16 protein-coding genes, 3 tRNA genes, 1 pseudogene and 1 CRISPR repeat array are annotated in these 19,993 nt (G+C 43.4%); of the genes and pseudogenes, 7 read left to right on the top strand and 13 right to left on the bottom strand.

Annotation, left to right across the window (positions count from 1 at the left end):
• Nucleotides 1–72 precede the first annotated feature (72 nt).
• Both ACIM339_RS02845 and ACIM339_RS02840 read left to right on the top strand, forming a co-directional pair.
• Nucleotides 73–765, top strand: coding sequence for a PHP domain-containing protein (locus ACIM339_RS02845; protein ID WP_015283096.1), 693 nt, complete (start codon nucleotides 73–75; stop codon nucleotides 763–765).
• Nucleotides 762–1,565 (top strand): SDR family oxidoreductase, encoded by an 804-nt coding sequence (locus ACIM339_RS02840; protein ID WP_015283095.1) that lies wholly within the window; start codon nucleotides 762–764, stop codon nucleotides 1,563–1,565. Before ACIM339_RS02845 ends, ACIM339_RS02840 begins: the two co-directional genes overlap by 4 nt.
• Here the strand turns inward: ACIM339_RS02840 and ACIM339_RS02835 are convergent.
• On the bottom strand, nucleotides 1,562–2,644 hold the full coding sequence (locus ACIM339_RS02835; protein ID WP_015283094.1) for an MFS transporter: 1,083 nt from the start codon (nucleotides 2,642–2,644) through the stop codon (nucleotides 1,562–1,564). The two genes, ACIM339_RS02840 and ACIM339_RS02835, sit on opposite strands and share 4 nt — an antisense overlap.
• A gap of 84 nt (nucleotides 2,645–2,728) precedes the next feature.
• On the opposite strand from ACIM339_RS02835, the gene ACIM339_RS02830 reads away from it, so the two are divergent.
• Nucleotides 2,729–2,803 (top strand) — tRNA-Gly (locus tag ACIM339_RS02830).
• A gap of 115 nt (nucleotides 2,804–2,918) precedes the next feature.
• Nucleotides 2,919–4,238, top strand: a complete 1,320-nt coding sequence (gene lat, locus ACIM339_RS02825; RefSeq protein WP_015283093.1) for an L-lysine 6-transaminase — start codon at nucleotides 2,919–2,921, stop codon at nucleotides 4,236–4,238.
• A 1-nt stretch (nucleotide 4,239) separates the two neighbouring features.
• Here lat and ACIM339_RS02820 read toward each other — a convergent pair whose 3' ends face one another.
• The 3 genes from ACIM339_RS02820 to ACIM339_RS02810 all read right to left on the bottom strand — a co-directional run bounded on the left by ACIM339_RS02820 (nucleotide 4,240) and on the right by ACIM339_RS02810 (nucleotide 7,549).
• Nucleotides 4,240–5,457, bottom strand: a complete 1,218-nt coding sequence (locus tag ACIM339_RS02820) for a cation:proton antiporter (RefSeq protein WP_015283092.1) — start codon at nucleotides 5,455–5,457, stop codon at nucleotides 4,240–4,242.
• Between the two features lie 204 nt (nucleotides 5,458–5,661).
• A tRNA-Ala gene (locus ACIM339_RS02815) sits at nucleotides 5,662–5,735 on the bottom strand.
• 38 nt (nucleotides 5,736–5,773) lie between these two features.
• Nucleotides 5,774–7,549: a GH25 family lysozyme gene (locus tag ACIM339_RS02810; protein WP_015283091.1), complete on the bottom strand. Its 1,776-nt coding sequence runs from the start codon at nucleotides 7,547–7,549 to the stop codon at nucleotides 5,774–5,776.
• 57 nt (nucleotides 7,550–7,606) lie between these two features.
• On the opposite strand from ACIM339_RS02810, the gene ACIM339_RS02805 reads away from it, so the two are divergent.
• Nucleotides 7,607–7,728 (top strand) — tRNA-Asp (locus tag ACIM339_RS02805).
• Nucleotides 7,729–7,874: 146 nt separating this feature from the next.
• Nucleotides 7,875–8,719: a CRISPR direct-repeat array (repeat unit 30 nt; unit sequence GTTAGAATCAGACCATGTTGGGATTGAAAG).
• Nucleotides 8,720–8,777: 58 nt separating this feature from the next.
• Here the strand turns inward: ACIM339_RS02805 and ACIM339_RS02800 are convergent.
• The 7 genes and pseudogenes from ACIM339_RS02800 to ACIM339_RS02770 all read right to left on the bottom strand — a co-directional run.
• Nucleotides 8,778–8,948 (bottom strand): annotated as a pseudogene (locus ACIM339_RS02800) (recombinase family protein); the annotation flags it as partial.
• 78 nt (nucleotides 8,949–9,026) lie between these two features.
• Complete coding sequence (locus ACIM339_RS02795) at nucleotides 9,027–9,275, bottom strand: hypothetical protein (RefSeq protein ID WP_015283090.1); 249 nt, start codon at nucleotides 9,273–9,275, stop codon at nucleotides 9,027–9,029.
• 178 nt (nucleotides 9,276–9,453) lie between these two features.
• Nucleotides 9,454–10,740, bottom strand: a complete 1,287-nt coding sequence (gene aspS, locus ACIM339_RS02790; protein ID WP_015283089.1) for an aspartate--tRNA(Asn) ligase — start codon at nucleotides 10,738–10,740, stop codon at nucleotides 9,454–9,456.
• Nucleotides 10,741–10,783: 43 nt separating this feature from the next.
• A complete protein-coding gene (locus tag ACIM339_RS02785) occupies nucleotides 10,784–12,181 on the bottom strand; it encodes an ATPase domain-containing protein (RefSeq protein WP_015283088.1) in 1,398 nt (465 codons plus the stop codon).
• The gene (locus tag ACIM339_RS02780; protein ID WP_015283087.1) at nucleotides 12,171–12,563 is read right to left on the bottom strand and encodes a hypothetical protein; all 393 of its coding nucleotides are present in this window, start codon (nucleotides 12,561–12,563) and stop codon (nucleotides 12,171–12,173) included. Before ACIM339_RS02780 ends, ACIM339_RS02785 begins: the two co-directional genes overlap by 11 nt.
• A gap of 17 nt (nucleotides 12,564–12,580) precedes the next feature.
• Nucleotides 12,581–12,880, bottom strand: coding sequence for a transcriptional regulator (locus ACIM339_RS02775; protein ID WP_015283086.1), 300 nt, complete (start codon nucleotides 12,878–12,880; stop codon nucleotides 12,581–12,583).
• A 2-nt stretch (nucleotides 12,881–12,882) separates the two neighbouring features.
• Nucleotides 12,883–13,473, bottom strand: a complete 591-nt coding sequence (locus ACIM339_RS02770) for a hypothetical protein (protein ID WP_048103735.1) — start codon at nucleotides 13,471–13,473, stop codon at nucleotides 12,883–12,885.
• 107 nt (nucleotides 13,474–13,580) lie between these two features.
• On the opposite strand from ACIM339_RS02770, the gene pdxT reads away from it, so the two are divergent.
• On the top strand, nucleotides 13,581–14,159 hold the full coding sequence (pdxT, locus tag ACIM339_RS02765; protein WP_015283084.1) for a pyridoxal 5'-phosphate synthase glutaminase subunit PdxT: 579 nt from the start codon (nucleotides 13,581–13,583) through the stop codon (nucleotides 14,157–14,159).
• 67 nt (nucleotides 14,160–14,226) lie between these two features.
• Complete coding sequence (gene gcvT, locus ACIM339_RS02760) at nucleotides 14,227–15,345, top strand: glycine cleavage system aminomethyltransferase GcvT (RefSeq protein ID WP_015283083.1); 1,119 nt, start codon at nucleotides 14,227–14,229, stop codon at nucleotides 15,343–15,345.
• 27 nt (nucleotides 15,346–15,372) lie between these two features.
• On the opposite strand, the gene ACIM339_RS02755 is transcribed toward gcvT, so the two are convergent.
• Both ACIM339_RS02755 and ACIM339_RS02750 read right to left on the bottom strand, forming a co-directional pair.
• Nucleotides 15,373–16,002, bottom strand: a complete 630-nt coding sequence (locus ACIM339_RS02755; protein WP_015283082.1) for a Zn-dependent protease — start codon at nucleotides 16,000–16,002, stop codon at nucleotides 15,373–15,375.
• Nucleotides 15,999–19,886, bottom strand: coding sequence for a tetratricopeptide repeat protein (locus ACIM339_RS02750; protein WP_015283081.1), 3,888 nt, complete (start codon nucleotides 19,884–19,886; stop codon nucleotides 15,999–16,001). Before ACIM339_RS02750 ends, ACIM339_RS02755 begins: the two co-directional genes overlap by 4 nt.
• Between the last annotated feature and the right edge of the window lie 107 nt (nucleotides 19,887–19,993).

Below are 19,993 nucleotides of genomic sequence, written 5' to 3'. Positions count from 1 at the left end.
AGGCATTATACCCGTATAAAGATTTTGTGCCCATAGAAAAGTTATTTTAACAATTTACCCATATATGGCTGAATGATGAACTTCCACATACACAGTACGTGGAGCGACGGCCTCTACACGCCAGAGATCATAGTCAGAGAGGCCATAAACAAAAAAATGGAAAAAATAGCCTTCACCGACCACTACAGCACAAAGAAAACACATTCCATACCTAAAAAATATCTGAAAATGTACGTTGAGGATATCCGTGGTTTGCAAAAAAAATATGGGAAGGATATTGACATTTACATAGGCATAGAAATTGATTTCTCTCCGAGAACGGATATGGATGCCCTTCCCGATTTTGAGGATTTTGACCTTGTACTCTTTGAATACGTTCAGGACTCGCTCTGGGAAGGTTACCCTCTGTGGATGCTTCTGGACATTCGCAAAGACATAGATGCTCCCGTTATTCTTGCCCACAACGATCTGAGCAGAAATTTTGGATCCACCGACATAGGCGCATTTCTGAAGGTTCTTGAATCGGATAACATAGGTGTGGAACTGAACACAAATTACAACTACACAAAACTTGGGGAGACCTATTACAGGCTCGCATACCCAATATTTGAAGAGATGAAAAACTACAAGATACCCATCTCAGTGGGAAACGATATGCACGATGATCTGGAAAAAATAAACGATGTGGGCGATGCTTTGGACTTCATCCAGGAGTATGGTTTGGAGGAAAATTTCAAACTCTTTTTGAGTGAGGTGGTAAAATGAAAGATAAGGTTGCCATAGTCTGTGGCTCAAGCAAGGGAATGGGTAAGGCAATTGCCAAAGAATTTGCAAAAAATGGAGCAAGAATTGTGCTCGTATCAAGAAATGAGGAAAATTTGATGACCGCAATGAGGGAGATAACCACGGAGATTGTGCAGGGGGGAGATAGAGGCATTATGAAACGCGTTCTCGCAATCCCCGGAGATGTGAGAAAAAGGGAAGATATAGAAAGGGTCGTGAGAGAAACCGTGGAAGAATTTGGCACCGTCCATATCTTGGTAAACAACACAGGGGGTCCGCCTGCAGGGTATTTTGAAGATCTTAGCGATGATGACTGGTATAACGCATTCAACCTCACATTCATGAGTGCGATGCGATTTATAAGAGAGGTGGCTCCCTATATGAAGAGGCAGAAGTACGGAAGAATAATAAACATAACCTCAATGAGTGTAAAACAGCCCATAGATAATCTTATTCTCTCAAACTCAATACGCCTAGCGGTTGTTGGGATGGCAAAAACCCTTGCGCTCCAGTGGGCAAAATATGGGATCACAATAAACAACATAGCCCCGGGCCCTATTTTCACAGAGCGTATGAAGGAACTCTCCTGGGCCAGAGCAGAGAGAAGTGGAATCACCTACGAGGAGGCACTGAACGCATGGATCAAAGAGGTCCCCGCGGGAAGGTTTGGAGAGCCAGAGGAGGTTGCCTATCTTGCCTCTTTTCTCGCCTCGGAACGTGCAGGATTCATTACAGGGGCAACGATACAGATAGATGGTGGGGCGGTGAAATTCGTGCTCTAACCCCTCTCACCAATTTTAAAAATTATTACCCCAAAGAGGGAAACCGTTGCGGAGAATAGCATCAGGTACCGGTAATTGGCCACAAAACTCATAAATGCACCACCGAGGAGTGGCCCTATAAAGGCAGATATGCCGATGGATGAGTTGAGAAGTCCTGTGGCCGTTGCTTTCTCCGGATTTCGGGATGTGAGATAATTCAAAGAGCCCACATATAGGAATGCCCAGGATGTTGCGAGAATTACCTGCACAGGGAGCATCTCCCAGACGTTGGTTATCAGGGCATATAGGAGAAAGGTCAGGGATGATAGAGCAAGACCCCACAGAATAAGATGCGTGCTCTTTTTTGTATCTGCATAAAAATACATTATGAAGAACTGTGCAGTGGAGTTTACACCCATTGTGGCTGCCTGCCAGAATGAATTTCCGCCTATGGATGCAACGAAGAGTGGCCAGAATGCCCAGATCATGGTTGCAGCAGAGTGGCGAAATATGTATGAGAGGTAAACATGCCAGTTTCTCCTTATAACCTCCAAGGGTATACGAGGAACGTTCTCAACACGCACACCCAAGTCCTTCAAACCCAAAGTGATGAAATATGCAATTATGAAAACAATGGATGAGAACACATAGGTTGCCTTAAGCCCAAAAAATAAAGAGACTATGCCGGCCAGATAAGAGCCAAGGGCCCATCCGGCTGCACCGAAGGCGGATAGTTTGCCCATCTTTATCCTCATGTCATGGGCCAGAGAGATTGTGGCTGCCGGAAATATGCCAGCAGAAAAACCGGCCATCACTCGTAAAATAAGGAGAGAGTAATAGTTCCAGTAGAAGTACTGGGAAACAAAGGCCAGCGAAGCCACAAGAAATCCTGCAGAGATGAATATCTTTCTCCCGTGCAAATCGGCAAGACGCCCGAAAATCATAGAGGAAAGAAAATAGGCAAGGTTGTAAAGCGAGAATATCAAGGCTATTTCAAAGGCGCTGCCCCCTGCCCTGGCTGCCAAACTGGGGGTATATGTTATGGATAGCATAAGCGCCGTGTAAGTGGCCACCTGTATGGCGTATATCCTCTTATCCACAGAGGAGCATGGAGTGGAGATTTAATTGCTTTTCCGTGCAATCATCGTTAATTTAATATCCACTTTTCCATATTACCCTCTTGGGCGGGTGTAGTCTAGTGGTTAGGACGGAGGCTTCCCAAGCCCCTGACCCGGGTTCGAATCCCGGCACCCGCACCAATCTCTTTCTGGAAAAGAAAGCAACTTCCCCCGTAAAGAAGATTTGTTTTTATTATAAGCGGGTGGCTCCACACACTATACCAAACATATATATCTCACACCACCATGCCCCATTATGATATCGCCAAAGGAAGTTCACAAGGTTTTAGGAGAGAGAATTCTTACCGACGGCTTAGATATGGTTCTGGACATTGACAAGAGCCATGGCATGTGGCTTTACGATGCGAGGCATAGCAAGTACTACCTTGACTTCTTCGGGTTCTTCGCCACCAGCGCGCTGGGAATGAACCATCCCGGCATGTTTGACCCGGAATTTCTGAAGAAATTGCAGAGAACAGCAATAAACAAGATAACCAACAGCGACATTTACACTGTTGAGTACGCGGAATTCGTGGATACGCTTTCCAAATATGCAACCCCCTCATATTTCAGGTACTTCTTCTTCGTATCCGGTGGCGCTCTCGCTGTTGAGAATGCTCTCAAGGTTGCCTTTGACTGGCGCGTCCGCAAAAATCTTGCAAATGGAAAAGAGGATAACACGCAGAGATTGAAGGTCATACATCTCAAAGAGGCTTTCCATGGCAGAAGCGGATACACCCTCGCTCTTACGAATACATTCGATCCAAACAAAACCAAGTATTTCCCGAAATTTGAATGGCCCAGGGTGACAAATCCCAAAATAACCTTCCCTCTGGAAGGGGAGAATCTTGAGAAGGTTAAGGAGCTGGAGAATCAGAGTCTGGAAGAGATAAAGGAGGCAATCGATAAGTATCAGGAGGATATCGCTGCCTTCATAATTGAGCCCATCCAAGGGGAGGGTGGCGACAACCATTTCAGAAAGGAGTATTTCAAGGCAGTTGAGAAGATTTTGAAGGAGAATGACATAATGTTCATAGTTGACGAGGTACAAACTGGTGTTGGTGCCACTGGCAAATGGTGGGCCCATGAGCACTTTGATGTTCAGCCAGACATCATGGCCTTTGGTAAGAAGATGAAGGTCTGCGGAATCATGGTAGGCCCAAAGGTTGACGAGATAGAGGATAACGTTTTCCACGTGCCAAGCAGGATAAACTCCACATGGGGCGGAAACATTGTGGATATGGTGAAGGCCAAGAGAATAATAGAAATCATCCATGAAGATGGTCTTGTTGATAACGCAGCAAAGATGGGCGAGAAGATGCTCAAGATGCTCCACGAGCTGCAGGAGAAGTATCCGGATAAGGTGAGCAATGTGCGTGGCCGTGGAATATTTGATGCCTTTGATCTCGCCACAACAGATATGCGCGATAAATTCTTCAGCGATGCATACAGGAACGGTCTGCTTGTTCTAAAAAGCGGGGCTCGCGGAATAAGGTTCCGTCCACCGTTGATAATCACAGAGGATGAAATTAACATAGCCCATGACATGATGGATCGCACCCTGCGGTTCCTTTGAGTTATTTTTTCAAATTTTCCACCACACCCCTATATTTTTTTAGGTATCTGGAGAGAACTATTGGAGAGGTTATCGTTGTGACTATGCTAACCAGAGCCAGAAGCGAAAATATGTTATGATTTATTATTCCCAATTCAAGTCCATAGGTGGCTATTATCAATTCCATAAGACCCCGAGAATTGAGGGCAATGCCAATACCCAGAGCACTTTTATGTGGTATATTTGATAATCTAGCCCCTGTGTATGCACCAAGGGTTTTGCTGCCAGCAGCCACCAAGATAAACAGCACACTCATAACAACAAAATATACAAAATTTGTACCTGATAGAATGTAAAAATTCATCCCAGTGTATACAAAGAATATTGGGGCAAAAAATCCAAATGTGACTGCAGAGAACGTAATTTTAACTTTTCTGTAAACCCTCTCACCAACCACATGCTCCCCGATAAGCACACCACCGTAAAAAGCTCCAAGGATGAAAGATATACCTAATGCCTCGGCAGCAATGGCTAGAGCCATTCCAAAAAGCACGATGACCGCAAATTCTGCCTCCCTGCTCCTAAACTTACGAATGTAATGCTGCACATACCTCGCCAAAAACCCGTATCTCCATTGGAAAATTTTAGCTATGATCCATATAAACGCAAGGAATAAGATTATTTTTAGCACAATTTCAACAATATTCAAAGCATTCAGGTTGTTGGTGCCAAGGGATAACACAAGTCCAAGAAGAAACATACTGAAAAGATCATCGTATATTGCCGAGGTGATTACTGTCCTTCCAAACCGCGTATTTGTCTTTTTCAAGTCTCCTAAAACCCTCAAAGCCACGGGAAGAGCTGTTAGTGAAAAGGCCGCACCTATGAAGATGCCAACCTCCAGAGAATAATTCAACAGTAGAGCCATTATAATTCCAGAAAAGAATGCAATGTTATTTCCCATAAAGGAGATAGGTAATGCTTTGTTTGTGGCCTTTTTTATATGGGTAATGGAGAATTCCAGTCCGGAGGTAAACACCAAGAAAAACAGACCAATATCCACAAGAATCCTAAATTCTCCGATATCTGGAGATGCCCAATTCAAAACCATGGGCCCGAGAATTATTCCAACAAGCACTTCACCAATAACCGCAGGAATAGTTATCCTCTCAAACAACTCACCCACTATTCTTGAAAATGCAAGGATTACAAGTATAACAAGTATAAACTCCAGCCCCATAAATGTATATCAACCATGTCAAATAATAACATTTCGGGTCACGCAAGATCCGAGGAAGAATTTTTTTAAAGGGGTTTAATGGACCGGGTGGGAGGAGAAAATTTACAATTTTCGACTTAGCCCGTGTCCACGAGTGAAACGAGTGGACCGGGTGGGATGTTCGACGACAGGAGAACATAAGCCTGTGTCCACGAGTGAAATGAGTGGACCGGGCGGGATTTGAACCCGCGGCCTCCACATTGCGAATGTGGCGATCTTCCGGTCTGATCTACCGGCCCTCAATTGGAAATTGGAGGAGATTATAAAAATATTGCGTCTACCTAAGTTTTTTCCTGAATAAGAGCAAAATTAAAAATAAAAATATAACCACAAAGGGAAATGTGGGAAACTCGGGAACTTGGGCAGATGCCTGTTCCGTGTACTGGGATGCACACCAGGATGAGGTTGAAGACCACCAGAACTCATACCACGTTATTCCCTCGGTTCCATTGTAATCCTGGCCGATTCTTGCAAATAGCATTCCATCGTAAACCTCACCAAAAACCGAGTAGCCCGTTCCTGGCCCCCCGCGCACATGCAGATAGGTACCAACATCCACTCTAAAAACACCGTAGGATACATTTTCAGTGTACCAAGAGGCACACCATGCCACCCTGTCATCGTAGAAGATTTCCCACCACCGGCGCCCGCTAGAGTCCATATAATAATTGTAGGCCACATACACCTGACCTTTCTTAATCGTACCCAAAATCTGATAAGATGTGCTTGGACCCACACGAACGTTTAAAGCAGACGCTATGACCTTGAAGGGCTGTATTAATTTCTTCGCTCCGTCTTCTATGTGATAATAGCTAATTCTGCTGTACGTTGATGGAAAGTACGAAGATAAAGATGCGTTCCAGACATCTGGATCATGCATGGCTATTCCAACATCATTTCCGCTTCTGTAAACCACAATTGCCGCATGGCTCCAGTGCTCACCGTCCTCATTTCCAAAAATAACAACATCTCCAACCTCCAGATCTTCAGGCACAGAGAAATTTTGAGATGTTACATAGGCATAATCCACATCTTGATATTCAACCAGATTCTTGTGAAGTGCCTCACATGATGGAAGTGCTCCATAACTGCTGGAACCCAATCCGCCCCCAGAGCCATCATCACCCTTCCAGAGAGATAGCCCACCTGCTATGAGGGCCTGAGATACAAAATTGGCACTTTCATCGCTTGAATTTGAATACAATGCATAATGCGGGTTTGACGAGGACCACCACTTATAGGCATAACCATAGGCGGCCCGATGATCATAAAGTGGCTGTGGTGACACTTGGTGAATAACATATTCGTCCTCAAGAGTTTCCAAATTTCCATTGAAAATATCTTCATCCACGTTTCCAGATATTCCATTAACACTCCCACTATCCGTATATTGCCAGAAACTCCAGGAGGGCCATACTCCCGTATTGGGTTCTTCGCTTGTATCTCCGGTGTACTCTGCAATCCACAGATCCCACTGGGTTATGGATTGTGCCAGATTCTCTGCCCAGGAAGAACTGGTATATATCAAGGGTCTTATTCCGGTCTCGTTGTAAACCCTGCTACAGAATGCATTGGCCCAATCCGTAAGTTGAGTCCATGTCAAATCATTGCTATTGTCTTCCAAATCAAGAACGGGTACAAGATATCCATCCTTCAGATATGGGGAGATTGTATTTACAAAATGATCAGCCTCCTGGTCCGCATCGCTTTCTATGGGAGTGTTGGGCTCTGCAAAATGATAGGCTCCCATGTACAAACCCGCTGCGTGACCATTTTTCATATTTGTGGTAAATTCGCTATCAACATAACTTGTGCCCTGCGTGGCTTTCACAAATGCAAAGCGGTACCCATCGTTGTAAACTTCCTGCCAATTAACCTCTCCCTGCCAGTGGGACACATCAACACCATATACCCTTTCAGAGGTTGAAGATACCTTGAGTTTCAAATAATTATAATCCACCGCGTTGGGCTGACCTAAAGTTAACCCGTAAAATATTGTAGCAAACATAATTGCAACGCCAACAAGCGCAATAAACGCAGACTTATATTTCATCTCTATCCCGCATGTATTGAAAAAGTATATATATTCTTTTTCATTTTGCCCCTTACTGCCCCGGTAGTGTAGCGGCCTATCATGCGGGCCTGTCGAAAAGCCCCTTAGAAAGGTGCTTTACCCCTAAATGGTGGCTTTGCAGACAGCCCGCGACCCGGGTTCAAATCCCGGCCGGGGCGCTTCCCTTTTGCAACGGATCTTTATAAATGAACCCCCTTACCGGGAATCTGTCACAAAATCCAATCTGAGCGTTTTAATATATGAGACAATATAATCCAATTCTACAGAGGAAATTTAAAATATAACCCATACATTATATTCCTTGGTTAGAATCAGACCATGTTGGGATTGAAAGGAGATATATCTCCAGGCGGAATGGCTTGGTTGGATCGAGTTAGAATCAGACCATGTTGGGATTGAAAGCATAATCCGACACACTTGACCTCCGCGGTTTGCTCATTGTTAGAATCAGACCATGTTGGGATTGAAAGTGCAATGCATGGGGGGTCCTCCTAACTTCGGATATGTTGTTAGAATCAGACCATGTTGGGATTGAAAGAGAAGCTCCAGGAGGCGGACAAGGTTGCGAGGCTCAACGTTAGAATCAGACCATGTTGGGATTGAAAGGGATCCGAACCTTTTATCCTTCTCCCGGACCTCATCAAAGTTAGAATCAGACCATGTTGGGATTGAAAGGTTCATACCTGGCATTGTCGCTATAAAAAGTTTCACATGTTAGAATCAGACCATGTTGGGATTGAAAGTCTCGCCGTCTTGTATGTAGTGTCTATACAGCTTTTCGCCGTTAGAATCAGACCATGTTGGGATTGAAAGTGATTTCCTATAAAAAAAGTGGGTGTTTTCTCATGTGTTAGAATCAGACCATGTTGGGATTGAAAGGCAGCTAGTGATCTATTTTGTTTTTGCAATCTCTCTTGTTAGAATCAGACCATGTTGGGATTGAAAGCCTCACACCAGCGAAACCAAATACGCCATCAGCAGTGTTAGAATCGGACCATGTTGGGATTGAAAGATTTATTGTCTAAAGTTGAGGATATAATAGATAAGGAAGTTAGAATCAGACCATGTTGGGATTGAAAGGTGGTATCTGTAAAATCTATCTCATAACGAATTGAGGATGTTAGAATCAGACCATGTTGGGATTGAAAGTCCAGACAGGCAACATATCCGCCTCACCCCCCTCTAAAAAAGTTAAAGCACGCTGGAGCTGCTCCCTGTTCTCTGCACTCTTACCGCTCTTTGCCTCTTTGAATTCCAAAACCACATCCCAGCCCTTTGCCTTCGCATACGCTCTGCATGCCTCTATCTGCGCATCTATGCTGTATCCCTTCCTCTGCTGCTCCTCCGTGCTCACCCTGGCGTAGATGATCGCTCTCATAGAGGTACCACTATGGAAGCAAAATCATAAGTATCGTAAATCCTACAGCCACCAACGAAACTATTGCCCATCCCCAATTCATTTTTCATCACCATTTTCCTTATTCTCTTTAATTGCTAACAATCCTGTCCAAGACGCAACTATTATTCCAACTATGATACCAGTCATTTTCCATATCTCTCTTGCAGGTTCTGGAGCAGTAAGGTAGGTGGCAATATATTGCCCAAATCCTACCGATTCTACTATTAATGCAACCGCTATGGCAGATATTATGCCCATTACTGCTTTCAATTTTGGATTTTCTATTTTTATTATTCTCTTCTGCATCATATCACCTCCATTCTATTTATTTTTTTCTACTTCCTTATCCAGGAGCCCAACCAACTTCTTCCAGTTCCTGTGTTTTGCCCGTATACTCCTCTCGCTTAGATTTATGCCTTCTTATAAGATATGATGAAAAATTTCTTGGTTGTTAAAGATATAAAAGACGAAAAAAATGGAAAAATTATGGCACGAGCCTGGTACGATCTCTGGGAAATATCACGCATTCCCTTATGTTTTTCACTCCCGTTATTATCATCACCAAGCGCTCCAATCCAAGCCCCCAACCAGCGTGGGGAGGCATGCCATAGCGAAATGCCCGAAGATAGAACTCAAAGTTTTCTGGGTTCAAACCCTTGCCCTTCATAATTTCCACGAGAGACTCGTATCTATGATTTCTCTGCGCCCCCGAACTTAACTCCTTCTCACGGTACATTAAATCAAAGGCAAGCGAATATTTTTCATCGTAGGGCATCACATAGAAGGGTTTAATCTCAAGGGGCCATTGGGTTATGAAGTAAAAATCCTTTATTTCCTCTCCAAGAACCTTAAGAGCCTCCGTAGAGAAGTCCTCACCCCATTCCATATCCATATTTTTGTTGATTATGCTTAGAGCCTCATCGTATGTTATCCTTTTGAACGGTAACTCTGGCTCTTTCCATTTCATACCAAGAAGTTCCAGAGCCTCTCTCTCATTCTCAACAGCGTACTTTATACCATTTGCAATGCTTTCCTCCAGAACTCTCATTGCATCTTCATCGTCTGCGAAGCTTATCTCCACATCTATGGATATGAACTCGTTAAGATGTCTTGTTGTGTTGTGCTCCTCGGCCCTGAAAGCCGGAGCAATTTCAAAAACGCGGTCAAATCCTGCAGCCATCAGAATCTGTTTGTAAAGTTGGGGACTCTGATTTAGATATGCTTCCTTCTCAAAATATCGCACAGGAAAGAGTTCGGTGCCCCCCTCTGTGGCCGTGGCAACAATTTTTGGAGTATGCACTTCCAGAAAATTCTTGGATATGAGGGTATCACGTATCCCCTGAAGAATTGCACTTCTAACCTTGAATACGGAGAGAACCTCTGGCTTACGCAGATCCAGAAATCTGTTCTCTATTCTGGTTTCCATATCTGCAGACACCTTATCAGCAACACCAAGAGGGAGTGGCGTTTCCGCAACACTCAAAACTTCGATCTCCTCTGGCAAGATTTCAAAACCCAGTTTTGCCTGGTCGGTGCGCTGCACCTTTCCACGGGCGCATATAACAGTTTCCCTTGTGAGTTTGGTGTACTCCTTAAATTTTTCCTTTCCAAGAATCCCACGGATCAGTGTGAGCTGAGCAAAACCACTTCTATCACGGAGGATTATAAATGCTATACGTCCAAGCACGCGTATATCGTGAATCCAACCGCAGACCTTGACCTCAACACCATCAAGTTGGGATGCTTCTTTTAGTGTGTGTGTTCTGAGCATGGGCATAGGATTGCGGATAAATATTAAAAATTAGCGTATAGACCTACTTGAAAAACTTCTCAACGCGCTTCTTCATCTCCAAATGTCTCGGAATTCCGCTTATCACGCCCTCCATCAACTCTGCCTTCCCCAGAATCTTTATGCCCTTCGGTCCGATATCGTACTCAATTATGCCCTTCTCGTAATTCATTCCCATGCTCTTAACCACGACCATGAATTTTCTCAGCTCAGAGCCTATCTCTGCATAGCGCAGATCAATTATTATATCTGAAAGGTACAAAATCTTTGAGGTTCCGAGATTGTAGGAGGATATGATGCGAGGGGTTGTATAGGTCACAAGTGTGGTTACTCCCCTAGACTTGAAGTTTTTCACAATCTCATGCTCTATTTTTTGAGATTCCGCGCTCTCTCCAACATTGTTTATCCCATCTATCACAACCCTCGTTGCTGATTTTGAATGCTGGTAAATTTCCCACATGAACTCATAGGCATCCACGTTTACAGGGTTCTTCTCCAAAATGCTGCACTCCGAGAGTTCAAATCCGAATTCCCTCGCATGTTTCAAAATCATGCTTTCAGTGTCCTTAAAAGATACAAACACGCATTTCCCATTCTCCCTGGCCGATTCGTTTAGAAACTGATACGCCATAAGCGTTTTTCCAGTTCCTGGAGGACCTGTTACGAGAATTACACTTCCTGAATAAATCTCTCCAAGAATTCTCTCCATACCCTTTATTCCAAAGGTTACCTTCCGAAACTTTGTTTGCCGCTCCTTGGGCAAAAAATTCGGATACACCTTCAGCCCCCTCTCCGTGATTTCAAATCCGTGAAGCCCACGCACAAAATCGCTACCGCGAACCTTCATTATCTGAATTCTTCTTTTTGTTCCGTCGTAACGAAGCAGGATAACACTATCTGCCACATACTCCTCCACACTGCCTGTATTGGCCATGTTCCTCTCTGCGGTAAAAAGCATGGTGCCCCCGATCCTTCTTATTCTCTGGGATAACTCAAAAATGGCAGCACGGAGTTCCTGCACACCTCTGTAGTATGGAAGCAGGGGCGATATCCCGTCTAAAGCCACAATTTTTGCATTATGAACGTTCATACTTGTGGTTATGACCTCCCCAAGAAGTTTCACATCAAGTGCCTTTTTACCAAGCACGGGTCTTACGGCACTAAAATCGAGATAGTGCACATTTTCCCTCACGTTTGCGTACCTATGTCTCATACCCCTTGGCATGTTACTAACAATATTCTTCCAAGATTCTTCCAAGGATACGTAGAGCACATCCCCCTCCAATGCATGATGCAGGAGGTAGTTCACAGCAAAGAGCGTTTTTCCTGCACCCTGAGAGCCTACAACTAAATTGAAACTTCCTTCAATAAAGCCCCCACCCATGAGATTATCGAGATCTTCAATACCAGTGCTAATCCTCATTCTCCCCTCCCTCCAGCAGAGTTTGAGCAAGAAGTTCTGCCAATGTATAGCCCAGACGCGATTTTAGAATATCAACAACCTTTTCCACATACTCCTCAGGATCCTGCGTTTCAAGTTTTTCTATTTCATTTGCAAGTTGCCTCGCATCATCCTCATCCATAAAATTGGAAAGAATGGACTCAATCCTTGTGGGCATTGTGCCCATGGCCTTTCTCATTATAATTTCACGTTCTCTTATTTCCTTCACGTACCTCCTTATGGCATCCCTCACAAATTCGGATGGCCCCTTCCATCCATAGTGAGGATACTTCTTTATTATCTCATGAATGGCCATATACATGTCCTTGGGCACGCGGACCATCTTGTCCTCTTCGCTTCCCACAGGTATTTAACGGCTTTTTAATATTTAACATTTCCCTCCATATGCTCTCTAAGCAATTTTATATATTCCCTCGTTTCTTTCACACCCCTATCTGTTATCCACACTGCCGTTCTGGGTCTGTCCAAAAGAACCTTCCCGATTCTGACCAATCCGTTCTTCTCAAGTGTTTTGAGATGTGAGTCCAGATTCCCGGGAGTTATCTCAATAGCGTTCAGGAGTTCTTTAAAAAGTGCTCTCCTGCGGGGCAAAAGATAAATGAGGATTGATAATCTTATGGGGTTTCCCACCACCGATTTCCTTGCAACATCCCTCAGCATCACTATTCACCCACAAGAGTGAAAGCGCTCCAGAGATAAAGCAAGGTGGAGAGAGCATATCCAACCAGAACGAATTCAGTTCCGAGAGACCAGCCCATGTATCCCTGACCCGTGTTTCCCCATATTACCATGAGTGTGGCCAGAGCGGATGTGATCACGGGCATTAATGGACGATAATCCCTTATTGCTATTGATATGCCCATATTTCCACAAATTATGAATATCAGAAATCCGAGTATGGAGGACTGAGGATTCCAGAGAACAGGTAAAATGGTCCATATTATTCCACCAATAATCCATCCCAGGATCATAATGCTCCATATCCCTTTTCTATGATACTCCCTCAGATGTCTCACCTTCTTCCACACAAGTGCGTTTATGTAAAATATGAACACAAACGCCAGCGCCCAGAATACGCCTGTAATGTACCAAAAATGCCCTGTTGTTTGGCAACAGGAATATATTATGGTACACAAAGCAAGATATACTCCGAGGATTATTGTCCAGGATGCGTAATTCAACGCTCCGTAAACATCGGAACTCGCTATCAATTTCTTCTCTATCCTTTCAAGGGCTTCAACCATTTCTTCCATACCGATCACCAGTTACCCATATACCTCGCCAAATATAATGGGTGCAGATATTCTGAATTTCAGAGTGCCCATTGCAAATTTTTTATACACCATTCCCATGCTTCACTATGCGCGTAGGTGTGCTTGCAATTCAGGGAGATTTCAGCGAGCATGTTGAGAGTGTTAGGAGAGCACTTGATTATCTGAATATGAGGGGTAGTGTGGAATATGTGAGAAAAAGGGAGCAGATATCGGGGTTGGATTATCTCATCATACCTGGAGGGGAAAGCACCACCATTTCAAGGCTTATGATCCAAAGTGGTATATACGACGAGATAAAGAAGAAGACGGAAAAAGAGAACCTGGCAGTTATAGGTACCTGCGCCGGATCCATTCTTATGGCCAGGGAGGTTATTGATGATTCCCGTGTTAAAACCCTTGCCCTTATGGATATTGCAGTTAGAAGAAATTTCTTCGGTAGGCAGAGGGAGAGTTTTGAAACTGATCTGGAAATTGAGGGTCTGGGCTCCTATCATGCGGTGTTCATTCGTGCCCCGATCATCGAGCGTTGCTGGGGAGATTGTGAGATACTCGCAAAGATAGGGGATAAAATAGCAATGGCCAGGCAGAATCGCTTCATTTCTTTGATTTTCCATCCTGAACTCACGGATGATTATCGTATTTACAAACTGTTCTTTGAACTCTGAGTCCCCCCATTATTTCCACTGGAGGGTAAGTTTTAACTCTTTTCATACCTTTATCCCCCTGGTGATCATGATGAAATACACAGCATTGCATGATGTGCATGTAAAGATGGGCGCGAAAATGACCGAGTTTGGGGGATATCACATGCCCCTGTGGTACACAAGCATTATAGATGAGCATAAAGCCGTGCGAGAAAGTGTTGGGATGTTTGACGTATCACATATGGGAGATATACTTGTTGAAGGTCCAGATGCCACAGAGTTTCTAAGTTACGTACTTCCAACAGATTTCTCAAAGGTTAAAGTTATGAAAGCTTCGTACACGGCCTTTATGAATCATAGGGGTGTGCTGATAGATGATACCATAGTTACAAAACTCGGCGATGATAGTTACCTTCTCGTGCCAAATGCAGCCACAGCAGAGCAGATATATCATTTCATATACTCCATGGCTGGAGGATATGATGTCGAGATAAAAAATCTAACCCAGAAACTTTCATGTATTGCCGTCCAAGGTAGAAACGCCCAGAATACTCTACAGAAATTAACAGATTATGACCTTGGCAGCATAGGATTTTTTGAGGCGGCCTACATAGATTTGAAAGGTGTGGATATTAAAGAGAACGAGTTAGCGGGAAAAAGGGTTTTCATCTCAAGAACAGGCTATACGGGCGAAGATGGTTTCGAAATTGTTTTACCAAACGAGAATGCTGAGGAAGTATGGTACAAGATACTTGGTGCAGGCGAGGGGTATGGTATTAAGCCCTGCGGGCTTGGGGCAAGGGACACACTTCGTATGGAGAAAGGTTTCCTGCTGAGCGGTCAGGATTTCCATCCACTTCATGAGCCCAGAACTCCCTTAGAAGCAGGCATCTCTTGGATCATAGATTGGGATCACGAGTTCATAGGTAAGGAGAGACTGGCCAAGATGAAGGCGGAGAAGAAATACGATCTATTCCGGGGTATATTGCTAAGGGGAAGGGGAATCCCCAGGCATGGATACGAGATCTACAAGGATGGTGAGAAGATAGGATACCTCACAAGTGGAACAATGTCACCGATCCTGAATGTTGGTATCGGTCTTGGCTATGTGAAGAGACCCTACATAAAGGTTGGTACAGAGGTACAGGTGAACATACGCGGAAGAATGGTGCCTGCTGAAATAAGAAAACCAAAATTGGTAAAATAATCTCCAGAGGAAATCATGGGGTCTCCCTCAGTGGATGAAGAATGGAAGATAAAAGAATCCAATTCCTGCAATGGAAAGCACGAAGAGAAAAGCATAGATAGGGAGATTCCATCTCAATATTTTTAGCCCATCCATGGGTCCTATGGGTAGAAGATTGAAGAATGCGAGGAAGAAATTCAGGTACGCTATTTGAAGTAGGATCTGCACTATGAGGGAATTTTGAATTAATAAAGCCCCAGCAAGTAGGGAGAAACCTGCAATTAGATTTGTTGTTGGACCTGCAGCGGAAATTTTTCCATTCTCCTTTACAGATGGAAATCCGTATATGTAAACTGCTCCTGGAGCAGCGAACAGAAATCCAATGAAACTGCTGAAAAAGGCTATGAGAAGGCCCATTTTCCAGGCTTTGAACGCTGCAGGATACCCGTATTTTATGGCAACATATTTGTGCGCCATCTCGTGGAGAAAGAATGCAATGAGCACGGAAAGGAAAGCGGTTATTAAGGTTAAAAACAACACACCATAGTTTCCATTAAAAAAGATACGCCTAGACATCAAAATCCAGAAGGATAGAGTCAAGACACCCAGCGCAAGGAGTATATCCTTAAGCTCATCCGGATAGATTTTGAATTTTGGCTTCAAGTAATAATAGGTCATAGAAACTCCTCCTCGCTATCCCCTGTTTTATCTTCTCTTTCCGCAGGTTCTTTCTCATCCATTTCCGGATGCTCATCCACTGGAGTTTCCGTATCCTCCTCAAGTTCTAACAGTAAATTACGTAAGAATTTGGCATGGCACAGCCCGATTTCAAGGTTTATCATTAAGTTCAATACAGATTTGTTTTTAAGATCCAAATCTAAAACCTTCCGCAGTAGAATCTCATCTTCCTTCGTGGGTTTGCGATTCAGATCCTTCTTGAAGCATTGTTCAATGTAACTCAGCAACCTCTTTGAGGACTTCACATCCAGGTTGGTATTTGCCACGATTTCGGCAAGTGTGAGATCCTTTATTCTTTTCAATTTTTTTGCCAGTGTATATGTCTTTCTCTCTAGGTCTTTCATCTCCTTTTCTGTGAGTTTATCAATGTTTAACGGTTCCTCCAGCTTTATGTAGTTGAACACCTTGGATACCATGGCAAGGGGAACGTTTAGATCCTTGAAAGCCTCCTTCTTTGTGACCCTCCTCCCCGTTCTATATTCGTGGAGAAGAATTTTTTTAGCGTATTTTTCAAGTTCTCTGTTCTCAATGATTCTTTCGCATTCCAGTTTACCCTCCTGTGCTGAACTCATCTCTGGGTTTATTTCGAGTGCCTTTTCAAAGGATTTTAAAGCTCCCTCAAGATCGTCCATTTTTATGAGAACAAATCCCCTTGAGGTCCATATGTGGGCATCCTCGGGTGCAAGTTCGATGCCCTTATCAAGATACTCAAGGGCCTTTTTGTAATCACCGGCACTCTGGTACGCGAATGCCAGGGACTTATAGGTTTCAGGATCCTTTGGATCGAGTAGATGGGCGCGCTCGTAGGCCTTTATTGCATTTTCATAATCCTTTAGGGCAAGGGAGCATCTTGCTATACCGAGCCAGGAGTTTTTATCCCTTTTGTCAATATTAACAACCCTTTGATAGATCTTAAGAGCCTCCTCAAATCGACCATCTGCCTCCAGGGCCCTTCCCAAAACCCTCAGGGCATTTATATTGTTTTCCTTGGCCAGCGGTTTTAAAAGTTTGATTATCTCATCGTAATTTTCCATCTCCAGCAGAATGTTTGCAAGGTTAATTCTGGCATCTTCACTATCCTCCATTTCAAGGGCCTTCTTGGCATGCTCATAGGCCATATCCATTTTATTCATTCCAACATAAATGCGTGAGGCCAGAAGGTAAAACCTTGCCTCCTTACCCAGTTGGATCGCCTTCTGAATGGAGTTTATAGCCTCATCAATGTCTCCATTTCTATAGTACGCCTTTGCCAGTTTATGATACAATTCCGGCCTCTCCTCGAGATTTATGGCCTCAATGTAATTTTCTATGGCCTCATCGTATTTTTTCAAATTATAATTTGCATCGCCGAGAAACTCCAAAACTGCGGAGTTCTTGTTTAATTTTGCAGAACGAAGAAGGTATTCCTTTGCCTCATCATACTTTTTGAGATTTATAAGTGCTTTGCCCAGGTCCATTAGGTTTTTATAATCTTCAGGTGATATGCTTAGTATGTTTTTACATATTTCAACGGCATCGGCATATCTTTCATGCTTCATAAGCAGATCCTTCAACTCGTAGAGGAGAACCTCATTATCAGGGTATATTTCCAGAGCCTCCCTATAGGTGGCGATTGCACTGTCTATTTTTCCCACATGATCGTACGCGTAGGCAAGGTCTCTCCAGGCGGCAAGGTTCTTCTTGTTCATGGTTATAATTTCCTTCGTCGTTTCAATTACGCAATCAAAGTTCCTCTGTGCTTTGCAAATATCTTTCTTCAATTCCATGTATCTTTCCCTTCTCTCATAGTCGAGAGCAAGATTCACATCCTTTAATGCTGCCTCATACTCCTTTTTTCTGAATCTTGCATAGGCCCTTTTATATATGTATTTCGAGTTTGTGGGCTCTATCTTAACAAGGGTGTTGAAAATCTTAATGGCCTCATCGTATCTCTTCATAAGTAGGAGAACATCGCCCTTCTCAAACATGGCCTTTGTGAAATTCTCGTTGATCTTCAGAGCGGAATCAAAACTCTCCAATGCATCCTCATACCTCTTTATTTTCTTCAGACAAAGCCCACGCTCATACCAAAGTCTCATATCATTTGGATCAAGTTTGAGAGCCTCTTCGTAGTATTCCACAGCCTCATCGAATTTGTCAAGTTTTTCCATGGTCCAGGCGAGGTTTTTCCAGTATTTCTTCTCGTTGGGATTGATAGCTGTGGCCTTCTTGAATGAGTATCTAGCATTCTCAAGATCTCCCAGTTTGTAGTATATCATTCCAAGGAGGTTCCAACCCTCGTCATCATCATCCTTCATCTTCAGCCCCTTTTCCAGGATCTTCTTGGCCTCATCGTACCTGCTTGAAGTGTAGTAGGCCCTTGCCAGATCCCTGTAGGTCTCAAAATCTCCACCCATGGATATGATCTGGGTTGATGCCGTTATGATCTCCTGCGGCTTGTTGAGTTCCTTTGCAATATCCTTCCTCAATTTCCACAACTCTATATTTGATCCTTCAATCTCTGTTGCTCTTATTATGAAATTCAGGGAACTCTCAAGTTTTCCCAGATTCCTGTAAGCAATGGCCTCATCAACAAGGGATTCAACATCATTGGGCTCAATTCTAAGAATATCCTCACAGACGGAGATCACCCGATCCCACTGCTCCTTGCTCTTAAGAATATCCCTCTGAAGTTTCAAACTTGGAAGATGTTTTGGAAATTCTTTTAGTATATTTTGCGTGATATCGAAGGCCCTGTCAAGTTTATCAAGTTTGAAATACGTGTATGCAAGATCATACATAATGTCCAGATCGTTATTTCCCATATCCAGGAGCCCCACACAAGCATCCGCTAGATCGGCATAATTCTTTAATTTTTTTGCCAGTTCCCTTTTAAGGGCCAGGGCATCCAAATATCTTTTGTCATGCTCAAGAGCCCTGTTGACTGCTTTAAGAGCCTCTGCATTCCTTTCCATAAGGTGTAGAATGGAAGATTCAAGGTACCATGATTTCTTATCATTTGGGTCTATCTTAATGGCCTCCCTTATGCATCTGAGGGCCTCCTCGTACTCACCCCTCTTCTTGTGCAGGATAGCAAGATTTATCCAGGAGCGTTTATCATTAGGATCTATGCTTATCGCCTTCTTCAGAGCGTTTATTGCATCAACCATTCTGTCCATCTTTGCATATGCGGCCCCAAGGTAAACCCACGCCTGCTGGTACTCGGCGTTTATATTGACAACATCCTTCATAACCCTCACACATTCGGCATAACTCTGAATTTTGTACAATTGCACGCCCATTTTGAACAGGATCTCTATGTCCTTGGGCCTGTATTCAAGGTATTTTTCATAGTATTTCAATTCCTCCGGGTATAGGTTTATGAGTTTTTTGTAAATATCCAGAGCCTCATCTATATCTCCCTTCAACTGGTAGATTTCTGCCTTTGTCTCCCAGGCATTCCTGTTCTGCAAATCAATTTGAAGGGCTTTTTCCACGAGAAATATGGCCTTTTTGTAATCCTTCTGTAGAGCACGTATCATTGCATAGTTTGTGTAGGCATCCACGTTTCCCCTGTCCATATTTATGGCAATCTTGAACGCATCAGCAGCATTTTTTATATCTCCCGCTTTTTGAAATGTGAGCCCTATATTCACAAGAAGTTTTGAGAAATCATCATTTTTTAACTTAACCAACCCCTTATTTTCCCTTATATTTTGAAGTGCCTTGAGCAGATACTCCTTTCCCTCAGGGTCACTTTTATTTATGAGTTTCAAACCTTTTTCATACAATTTTTCGGAACGACGATATATCTTTGATTCCTTATTTCCAAACTGTAGAGCCACAGCCTCTCACCCATTCAGTATTCTCAAAGGTATTATTAAAATTTTCTAAGCTTTAGCAGTTCTGAATCGAAATCTATAAAAAATTTACACAGAAAAATTTTTAATGT

Origin of the sequence: Aciduliprofundum sp. MAR08-339, assembly GCF_000327505.1 — an archaeon.
Classification (GTDB): domain Archaea; phylum Thermoplasmatota; class Thermoplasmata; order Thermoplasmatales; family Aciduliprofundaceae; genus Aciduliprofundum.
Note: the sequence above shows the minus strand (reverse complement) of the source record. Positions and strands in the feature narration are given on the sequence as shown.